Source organism: Streptomyces sp. NPDC058637 (assembly GCF_042717325.1).
Classification (GTDB): Bacteria; Actinomycetota; Actinomycetes; order Streptomycetales; family Streptomycetaceae; genus Streptomyces.
This window is the reverse complement of the sequence record NZ_JBHXRD010000035.1, coordinates 1-17916: the sequence shown is the minus strand read 5'-3', so window position 1 is coordinate 17916 and position 17916 is coordinate 1. Positions and strand designations below refer to the sequence as shown.

Here is a 17916-nt window from a genome sequence, read left to right as displayed (position 1 = left end):
GCACCGCGAAAGTGGCGACCGTCAACGAATGACGGCGATACCCACGCGGTGCACCCGAAGGCCCCAGGACGACGGGGCCGACGGCTGCCGCGTCGTGGCCCGCCACGACCGAGAGGACCCCCCTCGTGCAGCACCTCCCCTCCGGCGACACCTCCCCGCGCCGCCACAGGATGTCGAAGAGCCGCTCCGTCAAGTTCGGCCTCGCCGCCGCGGCCGCCGCCGTCGGTCTCGTCACGGCGCTGATACCCGGCGGAGCCCAGGCCGCCGACAACCCGTACGAGCGCGGTCCGGCGCCGAGCAACTCGAGTATCGAGGCGAGCCGCGGCTCGTACGCCACGTCCCAGACGTCCGTGTCCTCGCTGAGTGTCAGTGGCTTCGGCGGCGGCACGATCTACTACCCGACGTCCACCGCCGACGGCACCTTCGGCGCGGTCGTCATCTCACCCGGCTTCACCGCCTACGAGTCCAGCATCGCCTGGCTCGGGCCGCGTCTGGCCTCGCAGGGCTTCGTCGTCTTCACCATCGACACCAACACCACGCTGGACCAGCCCGACAGCCGCGGCCGCCAGCTGCTGTCCGCACTCGACTACCTCACCCAGCAGAGCTCGGTGCGCGGCCGGGTCGACTCCTCCCGGCTCGGCGTGATGGGCCACTCCATGGGCGGCGGCGGCACCCTCGAAGCCGCGAAGAGCCGGCCCTCGCTGCAGGCGGCGATCCCGCTGACCGGCTGGAACACCGACAAGACCTGGCCCGAGGTGAAGACCCCGACCCTGATCGTCGGCGCGGACGGCGACACCGTCGCCTCGGTCGCCTCGCACTCGAAGCCCTTCTACAACTCCCTGCCCAGCTCGCTGGACAAGGCGTACCTGGAGCTGCGGGGGGCCTCCCACTTCACCCCGAACTCCTCCAACACCACGATCGCGAAGTACAGCATCTCGTGGCTGAAGCGCTTCATCGACAACGACACCCGCTACGAGCAGTTCCTCTGCCCGCTGCCGTCGACCAGCCTGACGATCGCGGAGTACAGGGGCAACTGCCCGCACACCTCGTAACCACGGGGGGACGGAAAGGGGGCCGGACCGCGCGTACCGCGGTCCGGCCCCTTCGGCGTGCGGACCGGTCCCGGTCCCCGGACCTCAGTAGCCGGTCCCGGTCCCCGGACCGCGGTCCTCGGACAGGAACCTGGTGAGGGACTCGGCGAACCCCGGGTCGCGTACGACCGTCAGATGGTCGCCCGGCAGTACGGTCAGTTCCGCCCCCGCGATCGCGTCGGCCAGCACCCGGGGGCGTACCGCCAAGGGGTCGCTGTCCCCGGCCAGCACCAGCGTGGGGACCTTGATCCCGTCCAGCGGAAGCGCGCCCCGGTGCACCGAACGGATCTGCGCGGCCAGCGCCAGCCGGTCCGCCCCCGAAGCGTCGGCCAGCACCCGGAAACCGCGTGTCCGTTCGGGGGCGTCCGCCGCGTCCTTCGCCGTCAGCGCCGCCGACACCAGCTCCGGCGGCATCGCCCGGGTGTCCAGACCGCCCACCTCCACCGCGCCCGCGCCGATCCCGCCGACCACCAGACGGCTGATCCTGGAGTCGTCGGCCGTCGCGAGCAGCGCCACCACGGCGCCCATGGAATAGCCGGCCAGATGCACGCGGTCCGCGGCTATGCGGTCGATCAGCAGGCGCACGTCACGGGCCATCAGCGCCTCCCCGTAGAGCGTGTCGTCGTGCGGCTTGTCCGAGTCGCCGTGACCGCGCGCGTCCAGGGCGTACACCCTGCGGCCCCGCGCCACCAGGGCCTCGACGATTCCCGGGCCCTCCCAGTTCAGCCGGGCATGGACGGCGAAGCCGTGCAACAGCACCACCGGCGGCAGGGCACCGTCCGGGTCGCGCGACCAGGACCGGTAGCGAAGGGTCAGACCGTCGTGTGTACGGAATTCATCAGTCATGCACCGACGTTACGGGCGCCGTGCGGGCGACCGGGCCGGACTGTGCCCGCGCACAGCCCGTACCGGCTTCTGTTGGGAACGCGCACCGCACCCGGCCGCCCCGGGACGGGGAGCGGACGCGAACCTTCCGACACTGTTTACGCGGAAGTAACGTGAGAGTGTGACCCCATCGACGACCGTGCACAGTCCGCTCCGGCTGTACGGCCGCAGCGGTGAACTCGCCATTCTGGGCTCCCTGCTGGGACAGCTGCGGGCAGGGGACGGCGGAGCGCTCGTGCTGACCTCACCGCCCGGCCTCGGCCGTACAGCCCTCCTGCGACAGACCGCCGCCGACTACCGCGCGGGACGTGAGGGGCCGGTGCTGTACGCCGCCGCGGCCCCCGCCGAGGAACGGCTGCCCTACAGCGGGCTGCACGCCCTGCTCTGCTCCGCCCCCGGCCCGCTGCCCGTCCCGCCCGACCGGGTGCTGCGCTCGGGCATCACCCCGGGCGGCCTGCTCGCGCTGCTGCGCCGCCTGGGGGCCGAACAGCCCCTGCTGGTCTGCGTGGACGACGCCCACGCCTGGGACCCCGACTCGCGGGCCGCGCTCGGCTTCGCGGCCCGCAGACTCGGCGCGGGCAGCCGGGTCGCCATGGTGATCGGTGCCGCCGACGAGTCCTGCTTCGCCGGGCTGCCGGCGCTCCGCCTCGGCCCCCTCGACCCCGACGCGTCGGCCGCGCTCCTGGACCGCCTCGCCGAGGGCACGGGCGACGTCGACCCCGTCGTACGCGACGAACTCGTGCGCGAGGCGGCCGGGAACCCACGGCTGCTCGCCGGACTCGTAGGCCGCCTCACCCCCGACCAGCTGGCCGGGCGGACCGCACTGCCGTGCCCGCTGCCCGGAGCCGAGAGCGTCCTGGACGCCCACGCCGCACAGCTCGACGGGCTCTCCCCGGACACCCGCACCCTCCTCCTGCTGGCCGCGGCGGCGGAGGAGCACGAGCCGGAGGGCGCGGGCGCGGACGCCGCCCTGCTGCTGCGGGCCGGCGCCCGCGCCGGGCTGACCGCCGCACACCTCGACCGGGTGCTGTTCGCGCCCGCGGGAAGCGCCGGCGCCCTCCAACGGGCGGGCAGCCGGGTGCACTTCAGCCACCCGCTGCTGCGCCGCGCGGTCCTGCACCGGGCACCGCCCGGCCGCCGCCGGGCCGTGCACGAACTCCTCGCCACGCTCCTCGCCGGACCCGGCGCGCCCCCGCTGCCCGCACTCGTCCAGCGGGCCTGCGCCCTGCCGGGCCCGGACGCCGCGCTCGCCGGGCAGCTGGAGGCCGCGGCCGCCGCCCCGCACCCGCACGCCGAGCGGTCGGCCGCGCTGGCCCGCGCCGCCGCGCTCTCCACCGACGACGCCGCGCGCGCCGCCCGGTTCACCGCCGCCGCCGACCAGGCCAGACTGGCCGGGGACGCCGGCCGGGCGCGCGCCCTGCTGGCCCGCGTCGGCACCGACCTCGCCAGGGGTGCCGCACCCTACGTACGCGGCATGCTCGCCCTGCGCGACGGACCGGCGGCCGACGCCCGCGAAGCGCTCCTGACCGCGGCGGCCCTGCTGGCCCCCCACGACCCGCGCCGCACCCTGGACGCCCTGTTCGGCGCCGCGGAGGCCGCCTGGGACATGGGGGACGCCATCGCCTACCTGGACGCCATGAACCGCATCCCCGTCCCCGCGGCCGACCGGCCCATGGCGCAGTACCGGGCCGGGATGTGCGCCGTGCTCGCCGGACGCACCGAACGCGGCCACGCGCTGCTGCGGTGCTGCCTGGACGCCGCAGAACGCGCCGAGGACCCGGGCGAGCTGCTGCGGGCGGGCGTGTCCGCCCTGGTGCTCGGCGAGGTGGACGCGGCCTGCCGTACCGGGGCCCGCGCCCTCGCCGCCGTACGCACCCGGGGGCCGGACGCCCTGCTGCCGCAGGCCCTGGAGCAGCTCGCCTACGCCGAACTGCGCGCCGGGCAGCACGCCCGGGCCCGCGCCCACGCGCTGGAGGGACTGCACGCCGCCCGGCGCACGGGGCAGCCCAACGGCGCCACCCACCTGCACGCCGTACTCGCGCTCGCCGCCTCCGTGGAAGGGCCCGCCGAGGCCTGCGCCGCCCATGCCGACGCCGCCCTGGCGGGCGCCGGGCCGCACGGCCTGACCCAGGCGGCCATGCTCGCCACCTGGGCGGTCGCCCGCGCGGACCTGGCGGCCGGACGGCCCGGAGAGGCGGCGGCCCGGCTCGGACCGCTCGTCAGGCCGGGCCCGGGGACGGGGCACTTCGCCACCCGGCTGCTCGCCGTGCCCTGCTACGTCGAGGCCGTGGTCCTGTCCGGCCGCGCGGACGAGGAGGCCGGTGAACTCGCGGTGGCCGTCGGTGAGTTCGCGCTGTGGACCGCCCGGACCACCGACCCGCAGGCCCCCGCCCAACTGGCCCGCTGCCGCGCCCTGCTGGCACCTCCTCAGGAGGCCGCCGCCCACTACGAGGAGGCGCTCGCCCACCACGGGCGCGCGGGCGGCGACTTCGAGCGCGCCCGCACCCAGCTGCTCCACGGCCAGTCCCTGCGCCGCCGCCGGCGCACCCGGGAGGCCCGTGGCCCGCTGCGCGACGCCCTCGTCGCGTTCGAACGCTGCTCCGCCCGCGCCTGGGCGGACCGGGCGGGCGGGGAGCTGCGGGCGGCCGGCGAGGCGGTGGACGTGCCGGACAGGTCCGGCGCGGGACCGCTGGCCGGGCTGACCCCGCAGCAGCAGCGCATCGCCCGCTGCGTGGCGGAGGGCGCCACCAACCGCGAGGTGGCACTGCGGCTCTCGGTGAGCCCGCGGACGGTCGACCACCATCTGCGCAACGTATTCGCCGCCCTGGGAGTCCGGTCCCGGACGGAGCTGGCACGGCTGCTGGACCACTGACCCGGCACCTGGTGACACCGGCTGTTACGGCGAGGTTGCAGGACCGTGATGAGAAGAACGACGCAGACCCCTAGGTACCGACCGGGCGGTATGCCATTCTGCGGTCGTCAGGATCATTCGGTGTGCACCTGCCCAATGCCGGGGCCGGCCGCGCACCGGGCCGGCCTATCCGGAGCCGGCCGATTCCCGGTGGAGGCCGCCATGCCACAGGTCGTACGTTCACGGATCAGGGCGCTGCACGGACCGCCCCCCGTCGCCCCGCTGCCGCACCGCTTCCGCTCGCTGGCCGACCGCGAGGCCGTCGCCGTGCTCCACCGGGCGGCCCACGTGCTGCTCGACTCGCTGCCGGAGCTCACCGACCGGCTCGTCGAGGCGCTGAGGGAGCAGGAGCCCGCCTACCGCGCCGCGATCGAGGCCGAGCCCACCGAGATCTGGCAGGAGGTCCACCACTCGCTGCGGCACAACGTCGCCTCCCTGATCCAGCCCAGGGAATTCCGCGACGCCGCCCACCGCACCTCCCGGTGGATCGGCGAGACCCGGGCCGAGCAGGGCGTACCGCTCGACGCGGTCATGCACGCCTTCCGGGTGGGCGGGGCGATGGTCTGGCAGGACCTGGTCGACGAGACCGCCCGCCGGTACCCCGAGGACATCCGGCTGCTCGTCCATGTCGCGGCGGACGTCTGGAACTTCGTCGACGAGCACTGCGGGGTCGTGGCCGAGGCCTACCGGCAGGCCGAACGGCGCCTCACCTGGCGCCGCGAGAACCAGCAGCGCCTGATGACGGCGGCACTGCTGGACGGCACCGCCCGGATCGCCGACCTGCCCGACGCCGCGGCGATGCTGGGGCTGCCCGTGCAGGGGCGGTACGCGGTGCTCGCGGTCGCCACCGCACGCCGCGCCCCGCACGGCACCGACCGGCCACCGCTGACCCTGCCCGAAGGCACCCCCGTGCTCTGGCACACCGGGGGCGACGTCGAACTGGCCGTCCTGCCGCTGGGCACGGTGCCCGTGACGGCCGAGGAGAGCGCCCCCGGCGAGGGGGAGTCGGGCGCCGACACCACCGGCACGCCGCCCGGAACCCCGGGGCAGGACGAACTCGCCGCCGTGGCGGCGGAACTGGCCGCGCCGCCGGGCACCCGTGTGGGGATCAGCTCCGTGGTCGACGGGCTCGCCTCGGTCGGCGACGCCCGGCGCCTCGCCGAGACGGCGCTACGGGCCTGCCCCGCGTCCGGCGGCACCGTCCTGCTCGACGAGCACCTGCCGACCGCCCTCGTCGTGTCCTCACCGGGCCTCGGCACCGCGCTGGCCGACCGGGTCCTGGGCCCGCTCGACCGGATCGACCCGGCGGACCGCGACGTGATCATCGAGACACTGACCGCCTGGCTCGACTCCGACGGATCGGCGCAGCGGGCGGGCGCGCGGCTGTACTGCCACCGCAACACGGTGCTGAACCGGCTGCGGCGGTTCGAGCAGCTGACGGGACGCTGCCTGACGCGCCCGTCGGACGCGGTCGAGGTGTCACTGGCGCTGGCGGCGCGCCGGCTGCTGGGCGGCTGAGGCCGGGGCGGCGCCGCCCCGGCCCGGCGGCCCGCACAACTCACAGGCCAGGAAGCCGCGTTGTGCCCGCGCACACATCCGGGCCGCGACGACTGTACGGGCGCCGCGCCCGCGCCCCGCCCCCTGTACCCCACCCGCCCCGCCTGATGCCCTGGCCCGCATGCCATCAGCTGCCCCTTGTACGGCCGGACCGGCGGAGCGAACCCGGTGAGCGGCGCGATCGACGGACGGTCCCTGGCCGTGGTCATCTTCCTCGGCTTCGTCGCCGTGTCCCTGCTGCTGTGCGGCCTGGCCGCGGCGGACCAGGACGACCCGGAGCACTTCTACGCGGGCGGCGCCTCACTCGGCCCCGTCGGCGGCGGGCTCGCCATCGCCGGTGACTACGTGTCCGCGGCCACCCTCCTGTCCACCACCGGATCGGTGGCACTCGCCGGATTCGACGGCATCCTGTTCGCCCTGGCCACCGTCGCCTCGCTGGTCCTTGTCATGCGCGTCTTCGCCGAACGGCTGCGCCGCCAGGGCGTGTTCACCCTCGGCGACTTTCTCGCGGACCGGCTCGGGGACGGCTCCGTACGCCGGGCGCTGGGCGTCGCCACCCTCGTGGTCCTCGCCCCGCTCCTGCTCGTCCAGCTGACCACCGCCGGGCACGTCATGACCGCCATGTTCGGCCTCCCCGACGGGGCGCTCACCGGCTGCACGGTCGCCAGCGGCGCGCTGATGGTCTGCTACTCGGCGTTCGGCGGCATGCGCGGGACCGGCTTCATCCAGATCCTCAAGGTCGCCGTGGTGCTGGCCGCCGTCACCCTGCTCGCCGGACTCGTCCTCGCCCGCTTCGACTGGTCACCCTTCGCCCTCTTCGACGCCGCCCGGGCGGGCAGCGGGGCGGGCGGCGACTACGCGCTGCCCGGGCTGCAGTTCGGCCACGGGCTCGCGGGCGGCCTCGACCTGGTCGGCTTCCAGCTCACCCTCGTCCTCGGCGCCGCCTGCATGCCGCACATCACGATGCGCCTGCACCCGATACGCGACGCCCTGACCGCACGCCGGGCCGGGGTCTGGGCCGTGGCCCCGGTCGCCCTCCTGTGCACCGGCATCGTCATCGTCGGACTCGGCGCCTCCGCCCTCATCGGACGGGACCTGCTGCGCGCCGCGGACCCGGCCGGCGGCACCGCGCTGCTGATGGTGACCGGCGCCCTGGACCCGGGCGCCTCCGGACCGCGGGACAGCCCGCTCTTCGCGCTCGTGGCCTGCGCCGCCTTCGCCACCACCCTGGCCGCGGTGGCCGGGATCACACTGGCCGCCGCCTCGTCCCTGGCCCGCGACTTCGCGGCGAAGTCCGGCGCCCAGGGAGCCGGAAAGGCCTCCGGCAGGGAGATCCGCCGGGCCCGCTGGGCGGTCCTGGCGATCGGGGCGCTCGCGGTGCTCCTCTCGGCGTACACCCACGACCGTAACCCCCAGGTGCTGCTCTCCCTCTCGTTCGCCGCCGCGGCCTCGATCCTGCCGCCCGTCCTGCTGTACGCCCTCTTCCGGCCGGGCTTCAACGCCCGCGGGGTGCGGTGGACCGTATACGGAACGCTGCCGCTGATCGCGGTCCTGATGATCCTGTCGCCGGCGTTCTCCGGCACCCCGGTCGCGCTCTTCCCCGAGTGGGACTTCGCCGTGTTCCCGCTCCAGACCCCCGGCCTGGTCACGATTCCCGCCGGGTTCCTCCTGGGCCTGCTGGGATCGAGACCCGGTCGGGACACACCGCGGGACCGCCCCCGCCACCGCGCCCGCCGGGCACCCGTCGGAGCGGCCGGCGACGCCTGAACGGCGGCCGAGGCGTCGCGGCCCCCGCGGACAAACCCCTACAGGCCGAGCTCCGCCGTACGCAGCCGGGCCAGCGCGTCCTTGTCGCCGTCCAGCTCCACCTGCGCCGCGTCCTGCCTGCCCGCCGAGAACAGCAGCAGCTCACCCGGCTCCCCGGTGACCGTCACCACCGGGGTGCCCTTGTGGGCGACCACCGTCTGGCCGTCGGGACGGCGCAGGACCACACCGACCGGGGCCCGGCGGCCCAGCATCCGGGCCGTCTTCTCGGTACGGGACCACAGCACATCGGCGAAGACCGGGTCCAGCTCCCGCCGGGACCAGTCGGGCTGCGCCCGGCGCACGTCCTCCGCGTGGATGTAGAACTCGACCGTGTTGGCCGCCTCGTCCAGCTGCTTCAGCCCGAAGGGTGACATCCGCGGCGGACCCGTACGGATGAGCTGGATCAGCTCCTCGTACGGCTTCGCGGCGAATTCGGCCTGCACCCGCTCCAGCCGGTTCTTCAGCACACCCAGGACAATTCCGCCCGCGGCGTCCGCACGGCGCTCGCGCACCACGACATGGGCGGCCAGATCACGGGTCTTCCAGCCGTTGCACAGGGTCGGTGCCTCAGGACCCGCCGCTTCCAACAGGTCGGCGAGCAGGAGACGTTCACGCTTCGCATGGGTCGACATGCCCGCCAGCGTACGACCGGCGCCCACGGTCCGCCCAGTGGACGCGCACCCGGACGGCCCCGCCCGGCGCGGCACAATGGGGCGCATGACCAGCACGCCCGGCACCACGCCCGCCAGCAACCTCGACCCGGCCGTCGCCGCCCGCCTCAAGCGCGGCCCCGACGGACTGGTCCCGGCCATCGCGCAGCAGTACGACACCGGCGAGGTGCTCATGCTCGGCTGGATGGACGACGAGGCGCTGCACCGCACCCTCACCACGGGCCGCTGCACCTACTGGTCCCGCAGCCGCCAGGAGTACTGGGCCAAGGGCGACACGTCCGGCCACATCCAGAAGGTCGTGTCCGTCGCCCTGGACTGCGACGCCGACACGGTCCTGGTGAAGGTGGACCAGACCGGTGCCGCCTGCCACACCGGCGACCGCACCTGCTTCGACGCAGACGTCCTCCCGCTCCCCGCGCCCCAGTAAGGTCAGCCGCCATGGATCTCGAGACCTTCCGCAAGCTCGCCGCCGACCGGCGCGTCATCCCCGTCAGCCGCCGGCTCCTCGCGGACGGTGACACCCCGGTCGGGCTCTACCGCAAGCTCGCGGCCGAGCGCACCGGCACCTTCCTCCTCGAATCCGCGGAGAACGGCCGGACCTGGTCCCGCTACTCCTTCATCGGGGTACGCAGCTCCGCCACCCTCACCGCCGTCGACGGACAGGCCCACTGGATCGGCACCCCGCCCGTCGGCGTCCCCCTCGACGGGGACCCCCTGCAGGCCCTGCGCGCCACCGTCGAGGCCCTGCACACCCCGCGCGACCTGGTCGGCGGCGAAGGCCTGCCGCCGTTCACCGGAGGCATGGTCGGCTACCTCGGGTACGACGTCGTGCGCCGCCTGGAGAAGATCACCGAGCACGGCGGCGACGACCTGAAGCTCCCCGAGCTGACGATGCTGCTCACCTCGGACCTCGCCGTGCTCGACCACGGGGACGGCACGGTCCTGCTGATCGCCAACGCGATCAACCACAACGACCTGGACACCGGCGTCGACGAGGCCCACGCGGACGCGGTCGCCCGGCTCGACGCCATGGAGCGGGACCTGTCCAGGCCCGTGGAGAACGCCCCCGCCGTCCTGCCGCCCTCCGAGCTCCCGCCGTACACCGCCCTGTGGGGCGGCCCGGCCTACCAGGACGCCGTCGACGACATCAAGGAGCGCATCAGGGCCGGCGAGGCCTTCCAGGTGGTGCCCTCCCAGCGCTTCGAAACCCCTTGCACCGCAACCGCGTTGGACGTCTACCGGGTACTGCGCGCCACCAACCCGTCGCCGTACATGTACCTCCTGCGCCTGGACGGCTTCGACGTCGTCGGCTCCAGCCCGGAAGCGCTCGTCAAGGTCGAGGACGGCCGGGCCATGGTCCACCCGATCGCCGGGACCCGGCACCGCGGCGCCACCCCGCAGGAGGACCAGGCGCTCGCCGACGAGCTCCTCGCCGACCCGAAGGAGCGCGCCGAGCACCTGATGCTCGTCGACCTCGGGCGCAACGACCTCGGACGGGTCTGCGAACCCGGCAGCGTCGAGGTCGTCGACTTCATGTCCGTCGAGCGGTACTCGCACGTGATGCACATCGTGTCCACCGTCACAGGACGCGTCGCCGAGGGCCGCAGCGCCTTCGACGTCCTCACCGCGTGCTTCCCCGCTGGCACCCTCTCCGGCGCCCCCAAGCCACGCGCCATGCAGATCATCGAGGAGCTCGAACCCACCCGCCGGGGCCTGTACGGCGGCTGCGTCGGCTACCTCGACTTCGCCGGGGACTCCGACACCGCCATCGCCATCCGGACCGCCCTGCTCCGCGACGGCACCGCCTACGTCCAGGCCGGAGCGGGCGTCGTCGCCGACTCCGACCCCGTGGGCGAGGACACCGAGTGCCGCAACAAGGCCGCCGCGGTCCTGCGCGCCGTCCATACGGCCAACCGGCTCCGGTCCCACTGAGGCGGTAGGGGATAGTGGAGTACGTGAGCGCAGTCCCCGTACCCCAGCCCCGTGCCCGTGCCGCCTCCGCGCCCGACAGCGCGCGAAGCCGCCGCAGCCTGGGCGCCGGCCTGCTCCTCGGGGCCGCCGGCGCCACCGTCGTACTCCTCGCCTCCGGGCAGACCTGGGCGGAGGGCAGGGCGTCCGTCGGCGGCGGCACCCTGGCGCTGACCGCGGACGGCCAGGACGTCACCGGCCTCCCGGCCGCCCTCGCCGTCGTCGGCCTGGCCGCCCTCGTCGCCGTCTTCGCCGTCCGCCGCAACGGCCGGACGCTCGTCGCCGGACTGCTGGCCCTCAGCGGCCTCGGCGCCGGACTGAGCGCCTTCGCCGGAGCGTCGGACAGCCAGGCACTCGACGAGAAGGCCGCGCGGACCACGGGCGACACCTCGGCCACCATCCAGGCCCTCAGCCACACCGCGTGGCCGTACGTCACGGCCGCCGGCGGACTGCTGATCCTGCTCGCCGGGCTGCTCGCCCTGCGCTACGGCAGCCGCTGGCCCGCCATGTCCGGACGGTACGAGCGCGACGGCACCCCCAGCCCCCGCAAGGCCACCGGCACCGCCCCGGACCCCGACCGGCCCGAGGACCTGTGGAAGGCACTGGACCGCGGCGAGGACCCGACGCGCGAGGCATGACCCCCAGGCTCGGGTCCCACGGCACGTACGGGACAATGGCACCGAGCTTTCTGTACAGCGATACCTTCAGCGCAACACCAACGAGGAGCAACTCATGGCGGGCAGCAGCCACGGACACACCCCGGCCGCCTGGACCGGTGTCATCATCTCGTTCATCGGCTTCTGCGTCGCAGGCCTCTTCATGGTCGCGGCGAACCCGCTCGGCTTCTGGGCCGGTATCGCCGTCACCCTCCTCGGCGGGGTCGTCGGTCTCGCCATGAAGGTCGCCGGACTCGGCATGCCGAAGGAGTCGGCCGAGCTGGCCGCGGCCAGGGCCCGCGCCGGGCAGGCGCAGATCTCCTCCTCCTGAGCGGAGTACCGCCCCAGGAACACGACGCGAGGCGCAGCCCGGACCGGGCTGCGCCTTTCCGCGTCAGCGGGGACAATCGGCGGGTGGACGCTTCAGCATCTCCCGCCGCCCCGGGCCCGGCCCCCGTACCCGCCGAGCCCGGAGGGGCCGCCCCGGCGCCCCCGGCCGGTCACGGCCCCGCGTTCCCCCCGGCGCCCGCACCGGCCTCCCGGCTGCGGCGGCTCGCCACGCCCGTCGGGGTCATGGCCGTCGTCGTCGGAGCCTTCGGCTACGTGGCCGCCGTCGACCCCAACGAACCCGGTCACTACCCGGTCTGTCCCCTGCTCCGGTTCACCGGGGTGTTCTGCCCCGGCTGCGGAGGGCTGCGCAGCGCCCACGCCTTCGCCCACGGCGACCTCGTCGCGGCGCTGGGCGCCAACGCCCTGGCGGTCGTCGGCTACCTCGCCTTCGCGGCCGTGTGGCTGCTCTGGACGGTCCGCGCGAGCCGGGGGCAGCCCCTGCGCATCGGTCTCGGACCCGTCGGCCTGTGGGGTCTGGGCGCCCTGCTGCTGGCCTTCTCGGTCGTCCGGAATCTGCCGTTCGGGTCAGGGCTGGCTCCGTGACTGCCCAGGTAGTGGGACGTGGCGTCACCGGATGCGGGCACCACGGCCTCCTGCGGATACCATCGAGACGGCTGATCCTGTTCCCTCATCACCGTTCCGGAAGGGGGCCGCTCGCGTGAGTGTGCTCGACGAGATCATCGATGGCGTTCGCGCCGACCTCGCGGAGCGGCAGACGCGTGTCAGCCTCGACGAGCTCAAGGAACGCGCGGCGCGCGCTCCCCAGGCCAAGGACGGAGTCGCCGCCCTGCGCGGCGAGGGCGTGACCGTCATCTGCGAGGTCAAGCGCTCCAGCCCCTCCAAGGGGGCCCTGGCCGCGATCGCCGACCCTGCCGCACTCGCCGCCGACTACGAGGCCGGCGGCGCGTCCGTCATCTCGGTCCTCACCGAACAGCGCCGCTTCGGCGGTTCGCTCGCCGACCTGGAGGCCGTCCGCGCCAAGGTCGACATCCCGATCCTGCGCAAGGACTTCATCGTCACCTCGTACCAGCTGTGGGAGGCACGGGCCTACGGCGCCGACCTCGCCCTGCTGATCGTCGCCGCCCTCGACCAGGAGGCCCTGGTCTCCCTGATCGAGCGCGCCGAGTCGATCGGCCTCACGCCGCTCGTCGAGGCGCACGACGAGGAGGAGGCGGAGCGCGCCGTGGACGCCGGAGCGAAGATCATCGGTGTCAACGCGCGCAACCTGAAGGACCTCAAGGTCGACCGTTCCACCTTCGAACGCGTCGCCCCCGAGATCCCCGACCACATCGTCAAGGTCGCCGAGTCCGGCGTCCGCGGCCCGCACGACCTCATCGCCTACGCCAACGCCGGCGCCGACGCGGTGCTCGTCGGCGAGTCCCTGGTCACCGGCCGCGACCCCCGGTCCGCCGTCGCCGACCTGGTCGCCGCGGGCGCCCACCCGGCGCTCCGGCACGGACGGGGCTGACCGCACCGTGCACGGCCGTCCCGCGCCCCGCGTCCGGCCGGGCCTGCGCCCCGCCGGGGCGACGGCCCGGGACCCGCGCGTCCTGCCGCTGCCGCCCGGCTGCCGCCCGGACGTCCCGCGCGACCACCCCCGGCCGAGGCGCTGCGCGCCGCCGTTCTGGCACCGCGGCTGCCGCGCCCCCGCCCGGCGGGTGCTCGGCCGACGCGTCCGGTACGTGATCGGCGACGAGCCGGGACAGGTCAACGGCATGCGATGGCGCACGGGGTCCGCGCCGTAGCGAACCCCGGCCGTCGCCCTCCCCTCCCGCGCACCTCGCGCGGGGGAGCCGCACGGCCCACCGCACCGACCCACCGGCCGGTGCGGCACTCCGCTCACGGCGCATACGGTGAAACCACCCGTTGCAAGGTCGAGGAGTACGCCGCATGTCGTCCGACTTCTTCATTCCGGACCCCGAGGGTCTGATCCCCAGCGCCGAGGGGTATTTCGGCGCGTTCGGTGGCAAGTTCATCCCGGAGGCGCTGGTCGCCGCCGTGGACGAGGTCGCCGTCGAGTACGACAAGGCCAAGGCCGACCCGGCGTTCGCCGCCGAGCTCAACGCGCTCATGGTCGACTACACGGGCAGGCCCAGCGCCCTGACCGAGATCCCGCGCTTCGCCGAGCACGCCGGAGGCGCCCGGGTCTTTCTCAAGCGCGAGGACCTGAACCACACCGGCTCGCACAAGATCAACAACGTCCTGGGGCAGGCGCTGCTCACCAAGCGCATGGGCAAGACCCGGGTCATCGCCGAGACCGGAGCCGGCCAGCACGGTGTCGCCACGGCGACCGCCTGCGCCCTCTTCGGGCTCGAGTGCACCATCTACATGGGTGAGGTCGACACCGAGCGGCAGGCGCTGAACGTGGCGCGGATGCGGATGCTCGGGGCCGAGGTCATCGCCGTGAAGTCCGGCTCCAGGACGCTCAAGGACGCCATCAACGAGGCGTTCCGCGACTGGGTCGCCAACGTGGACCGCACGCACTACCTCTTCGGCACGGTCGCCGGACCGCATCCGTTCCCGGCGATGGTCCGCGACTTCCACCGGGTCATCGGTGTCGAGGCCCGCCGCCAGATCCTGGAGCGCACCGGCCGGCTGCCGGACGCCGCGATCGCCTGCGTCGGCGGCGGTTCCAACGCCATCGGCCTCTTCCACGCCTTCATCCCGGACGCGGGCGTCCGGCTGATCGGCTGCGAGCCCGCCGGACACGGCGTGGAGACCGGCGAGCACGCGGCGACGCTGACCGCGGGCGAGCCCGGGATCCTGCACGGCTCCCGGTCGTACGTCCTCCAGGACGACGAGGGCCAGATCACCGAGCCGTACTCCATCTCGGCGGGCCTGGACTACCCGGGCATCGGCCCGGAGCACGCCTACCTCAAGGACGTCGGCCGCGGCGAATACCGCGCGGTGACGGACGACGCCGCCATGCAGGCGCTGCGCCTGCTGTCCCGCACCGAGGGGATCATCCCGGCCATCGAGAGCGCGCACGCGCTGGCCGGGGCCCTGGAGGTCGGGCAGGAGCTGGGCAAGGACGGGCTGATCCTGATCAACCTGTCCGGCCGTGGTGACAAGGACATGGACACGGCCGCACGGTACTTCGGCCTGTACGACCAGGAGGGGGAGAAGTGAGCGGCAACCGAGAGCTTCTTGAGTCGACGCTGGCTAAGGCGTCGGCCGAGGACAGGGCCGCGCTCATCGCCTACCTGCCCGGCGGCTTCCCGACCGTCGACGGCGGCATCGAGGCGGTCAAGGCGGTCGTCGCGGGCGGCGCCGACGTCGTCGAGGTGGGCCTCCCGCACAGCGACCCGGTGCTCGACGGGCCGGTCATCCAGACCGCCGACGACATCGCGCTGCGCGGCGGCGTCCGGATCGCCGACATCATGCGCACGGTCCGCGAGGCGTACGAGGCCACCGGTGTCCCCGTCCTGGTCATGACGTACTGGAACCCGATCGACCGCTACGGGGTGGAACGCTTCACCGCCGAGCTCGCCGACGCGGGCGGCGCCGGGTGCATCCTGCCCGACCTGCCGGTCCAGGAGTCCGGACTGTGGCGCGAGCACGCCGAGAAGCACGGTCTCGCCACCGTCTTCGTCGTCGCGCCGAGCAGCCAGGACGCGCGTCTCGCCGCCATCACGGCGGCCGGCTCCGGCTTCGTGTACGCCTCCTCGTTGATGGGAGTCACCGGCACCCGCGAGTCGGTCGGCGAGCAGGCCCAGGACCTGGTGCGGCGCACCCGCGCCACCACCGACCTGCCGGTCTGCGTCGGCATCGGCGTGTCCACCCCCGAGCACGCCCGGCAGGTCGCGGCCTTCGCGGACGGGGTGATCGTCGGCTCGGCCTTCGTCAAGCGGATGCTGGACGCGCCGGACGAGGCCGCAGGTCTCGTCGCCGTCCGTGAGCTGGCCGCCGGGCTCGCCGAGAGTGTTCGAAAGCGCTGACCTCGGTCCGCACACGTACGGGTGAACCTGGAACCGGGGAGGCGCTGACGTGCCTCCCCGGTTCGTTTGCGCGGTGTGAGCGACAAGAACCATGAGCGAAAGAGAGCCGCACGCGACCGGCTCGAACAACAGCGTGAGCTGGACCGTGCGCGGGAGCGCCGCAGGCGCACGCTGATCGTCGCGACCGCCGTGGTAGGGGTGCTGGCGCTGGCCGCCGTTGTCGGTCTGATCGCCGCCAACGCGGGCAAGGACGATGCCGACAGCCAGGCGGGCCCCGTGGTCACCCCGTCCGGCGCGACCGGCGAGGACAGCCTCACCCTCCAGGTCGGGGCGGACGACGCGCCGTCCACGCTCACGATCTGGGAGGACTTCCGCTGCCCGGTCTGCGCCCAGTTCGAGGACGCCTTCCGGGACACGATCGCGGAGCTCGCGGACAGCGGCCAGATCAAGGTGGACTACCACCTGGCCACCATCATCGACGGAAACCTCGGCGGCAGCGGATCGCTGCGGGCGGCCAACGCGGCGGCCTGCGCCCAGGACGCCGGCAAGTTCGCCGCGTACCACGACGTGCTCTACCGCAATCAGCCCGCCGAGTCGGACGACGCCTTCGCCGACAACGGCAAGCTGATCGAGCTGGCGGGCTCGGTGGACGGCCTGGACACGCCCGCCTTCCGCGGCTGCGTCGAGGACGGCACGCACGACAGCTGGGTCGAGAAGTCCGACACGGCCTTCGGTGAGGGTGGCTTCGAGGGGACTCCGACCGCGCTGCTCAACGGCGAGTCGATCTTCCCGAAGAAGGGCGACGAGGAGATCTCCGTCGCGAACCTCAAGAAGTGGGTGGCCGAGGCCAACAAGGGCAAGAAACCGGCCACGACGGGGGTGACGCCCTCCTCATGAGGCGCCTCGTTATCCAGAAGTTGTCGGACGGCTTGCCGCACGTCCCGTCCGGCAGGGTAGCGTCGACCCCGTCATGAACCTTGCCTTCATTCCCAGCCCGTCGACCGGCGTGATCGAGCTCGGCCCGATCCCGCTCCGCGGCTACGCGTTCTGCATCATCATCGGTGTCTTCGTCGCCGTCTGGTTCGGCAACAAGCGCTGGATCGCCAGGGGCGGCAGAGCCGGCACCGTTGCCGACGTCGCCGTCTGGGCCGTGCCCTTCGGCCTCGTCGGCGGCAGGCTCTACCACGTGATCACCGACTACCAGCTGTACTTCAGCGACGGTGAGAACTGGGTGGACGCCTTCAAGATCTGGGAGGGCGGCCTCGGTATCTGGGGCGCGATCGCGCTCGGCGCGGTCGGTGCCTGGATCGGCTGCCGCCGCCGCGGGATCCCGCTGCCCGCCTGGGCCGACGCCCTGGCACCCGGCATCGCCATCGCCCAGGCGATCGGCCGCTGGGGCAACTGGTTCAACCAGGAGCTGTACGGCAAGCCGACGGATGTGCCGTGGGCCCTGGAGATCAGCGAGGGCGCGAACCGGGTGGCGGGCACCTACCACCCGACGTTCCTGTACGAGTCGCTGTGGTGCCTCGGTGTCGCGGCCCTGGTCATCTGGGCGGACCGCCGCTTCAAGCTCGGCCACGGCCGGGCGTTCGCGCTGTACGTCGCGGCGTACTGCGCGGGCCGCGCGTGGATCGAGTACATGCGGGTCGACGAGGCGCACCACGTGCTGGGCCTGCGGCTCAACGTGTGGACGGCGATCATCGTCTTCGTGCTGGCGGTGACGTACATCGTGATCTCGGCGAGGGTGCGCCCGGGGCGCGAGGAGATCGTCGAGCCCGCCGCCGAGGACCTGGCCAAGGGCGAGGCGGACGAGGACGGCGAGTCCGGCAAGGACGACGCCGGGGCGACGGCCGCCGCCCAGGACGGCGGCGGCGCGGAGGCGAAGGCGCCGGAGGGCGACGAGGCCCCGCAGAAGGCCGACAAGAGCTGACCCACCCGCACGCACCGGGCCCCCCCGACCGCGAGGTCCGGCGGCCCCGCTGCCTGAGCCACGAACGAGGGGCCTCCGGGGTCGCCGCCCGGGGGCGCGTCGGGCAGGACCGA

General features: G+C 74.0%; 17 protein-coding genes. 15 read left to right on the top strand and 2 right to left on the bottom strand.

Annotation, left to right across the window (positions count from 1 at the left end; genetic code table 11):
* Positions 1-170: 170 nt before the first annotated feature.
* Complete coding sequence (locus ACFWVP_RS28555) at positions 171-1052, top strand: alpha/beta hydrolase family protein (protein ID WP_384500900.1); 882 nt, start codon at positions 171-173, stop codon at positions 1050-1052.
* Between the two features lie 84 nt (positions 1053-1136).
* On the opposite strand, the gene ACFWVP_RS28550 is transcribed toward ACFWVP_RS28555, so the two are convergent.
* A complete protein-coding gene (locus ACFWVP_RS28550) occupies positions 1137-1937 on the bottom strand; it encodes an alpha/beta fold hydrolase (protein WP_384500845.1) in 801 nt (266 codons plus the stop codon).
* A 160-nt stretch (positions 1938-2097) separates the two neighbouring features.
* Between ACFWVP_RS28550 and ACFWVP_RS28545 the strand changes: the two genes are divergently transcribed.
* From ACFWVP_RS28545 to ACFWVP_RS28535, 3 genes are all read left to right on the top strand, one after another.
* The gene (locus tag ACFWVP_RS28545; RefSeq protein ID WP_384500844.1) at positions 2098-4848 is read left to right on the top strand and encodes a LuxR C-terminal-related transcriptional regulator; all 2751 of its coding nucleotides are present in this window, start codon (positions 2098-2100) and stop codon (positions 4846-4848) included.
* Positions 4849-5049: 201 nt separating this feature from the next.
* Positions 5050-6405, top strand: coding sequence for a helix-turn-helix domain-containing protein (locus ACFWVP_RS28540; RefSeq protein ID WP_384500843.1), 1356 nt, complete (start codon positions 5050-5052; stop codon positions 6403-6405).
* A gap of 207 nt (positions 6406-6612) precedes the next feature.
* Positions 6613-8211, top strand: a complete 1599-nt coding sequence (locus ACFWVP_RS28535) for a cation acetate symporter (protein ID WP_384500842.1) — start codon at positions 6613-6615, stop codon at positions 8209-8211.
* 38 nt (positions 8212-8249) lie between these two features.
* Here the strand turns inward: ACFWVP_RS28535 and ACFWVP_RS28530 are convergent, their stop codons facing one another.
* Positions 8250-8882 (bottom strand): TIGR03085 family metal-binding protein, encoded by a 633-nt coding sequence (locus tag ACFWVP_RS28530; protein ID WP_384500841.1) that lies wholly within the window; start codon positions 8880-8882, stop codon positions 8250-8252.
* 85 nt (positions 8883-8967) lie between these two features.
* Here ACFWVP_RS28530 and hisI point away from each other — a divergent pair, with 85 nt between their 5' ends.
* The 11 genes from hisI to lgt all read left to right on the top strand — a co-directional run bounded on the left by hisI (position 8968) and on the right by lgt (position 17803).
* Positions 8968-9348 (top strand): phosphoribosyl-AMP cyclohydrolase, encoded by a 381-nt coding sequence (gene hisI / locus ACFWVP_RS28525; protein WP_384500840.1) that lies wholly within the window; start codon positions 8968-8970, stop codon positions 9346-9348.
* An 11-nt stretch (positions 9349-9359) separates the two neighbouring features.
* On the top strand, positions 9360-10853 hold the full coding sequence (locus ACFWVP_RS28520; RefSeq protein ID WP_384500839.1) for an anthranilate synthase component I: 1494 nt from the start codon (positions 9360-9362) through the stop codon (positions 10851-10853).
* A 14-nt stretch (positions 10854-10867) separates the two neighbouring features.
* Positions 10868-11527, top strand: a complete 660-nt coding sequence (locus ACFWVP_RS28515) for a TIGR02234 family membrane protein (RefSeq protein WP_384500838.1) — start codon at positions 10868-10870, stop codon at positions 11525-11527.
* Positions 11528-11621: 94 nt separating this feature from the next.
* Positions 11622-11876, top strand: coding sequence for an HGxxPAAW family protein (locus ACFWVP_RS28510; RefSeq protein WP_384500837.1), 255 nt, complete (start codon positions 11622-11624; stop codon positions 11874-11876).
* An 83-nt stretch (positions 11877-11959) separates the two neighbouring features.
* Complete coding sequence (locus tag ACFWVP_RS28505; protein ID WP_384500836.1) at positions 11960-12478, top strand: DUF2752 domain-containing protein; 519 nt, start codon at positions 11960-11962, stop codon at positions 12476-12478.
* 115 nt (positions 12479-12593) lie between these two features.
* Complete coding sequence (trpC, locus tag ACFWVP_RS28500; protein ID WP_384500835.1) at positions 12594-13403, top strand: indole-3-glycerol phosphate synthase TrpC; 810 nt, start codon at positions 12594-12596, stop codon at positions 13401-13403.
* Positions 13404-13410: 7 nt separating this feature from the next.
* Positions 13411-13680: a tryptophan biosynthesis modulator TrpM gene (gene trpM, locus ACFWVP_RS28495; protein ID WP_384500834.1), complete on the top strand. Its 270-nt coding sequence runs from the start codon at positions 13411-13413 to the stop codon at positions 13678-13680.
* A 145-nt stretch (positions 13681-13825) separates the two neighbouring features.
* On the top strand, positions 13826-15064 hold the full coding sequence (trpB, locus tag ACFWVP_RS28490; protein WP_384500833.1) for a tryptophan synthase subunit beta: 1239 nt from the start codon (positions 13826-13828) through the stop codon (positions 15062-15064).
* Positions 15061-15873, top strand: coding sequence for a tryptophan synthase subunit alpha (gene trpA, locus ACFWVP_RS28485; RefSeq protein ID WP_384500832.1), 813 nt, complete (start codon positions 15061-15063; stop codon positions 15871-15873). Before trpB ends, trpA begins: the two co-directional genes overlap by 4 nt.
* A 75-nt stretch (positions 15874-15948) precedes the next feature.
* The gene (locus ACFWVP_RS28480; protein ID WP_384500831.1) at positions 15949-16770 is read left to right on the top strand and encodes a DsbA family protein; all 822 of its coding nucleotides are present in this window, start codon (positions 15949-15951) and stop codon (positions 16768-16770) included.
* Between the two features lie 73 nt (positions 16771-16843).
* On the top strand, positions 16844-17803 hold the full coding sequence (gene lgt, locus ACFWVP_RS28475; RefSeq protein WP_384500830.1) for a prolipoprotein diacylglyceryl transferase: 960 nt from the start codon (positions 16844-16846) through the stop codon (positions 17801-17803).
* Positions 17804-17916 lie beyond the last annotated feature (113 nt).

Excerpts from the sequence above, each read along its gene's own strand:
- ACFWVP_RS28520 (WP_384500839.1), top strand. The coding sequence starts at position 9,360 with ATGGATCTCGAGACCTTCCGCAAGCTCGCCGCCGACCGGCGCGTCATC.
- trpB (WP_384500833.1), top strand. The coding sequence starts at position 13,826 with ATGTCGTCCGACTTCTTCATTCCGGACCCCGAGGGTCTGATCCCCAGC.
- ACFWVP_RS28540 (WP_384500843.1), top strand. The coding sequence starts at position 5,050 with ATGCCACAGGTCGTACGTTCACGGATCAGGGCGCTGCACGGACCGCCC.
- lgt (WP_384500830.1), top strand. The coding sequence starts at position 16,844 with ATGAACCTTGCCTTCATTCCCAGCCCGTCGACCGGCGTGATCGAGCTC.
- hisI (WP_384500840.1), top strand. The coding sequence starts at position 8,968 with ATGACCAGCACGCCCGGCACCACGCCCGCCAGCAACCTCGACCCGGCC.
- ACFWVP_RS28510 (WP_384500837.1), top strand. The coding sequence starts at position 11,622 with ATGGCGGGCAGCAGCCACGGACACACCCCGGCCGCCTGGACCGGTGTC.
- ACFWVP_RS28530 (WP_384500841.1), bottom strand. The coding sequence starts at position 8,882 with ATGTCGACCCATGCGAAGCGTGAACGTCTCCTGCTCGCCGACCTGTTG.
- ACFWVP_RS28550 (WP_384500845.1), bottom strand. The coding sequence starts at position 1,937 with ATGACTGATGAATTCCGTACACACGACGGTCTGACCCTTCGCTACCGG.
- ACFWVP_RS28555 (WP_384500900.1), top strand. The coding sequence starts at position 171 with ATGTCGAAGAGCCGCTCCGTCAAGTTCGGCCTCGCCGCCGCGGCCGCC.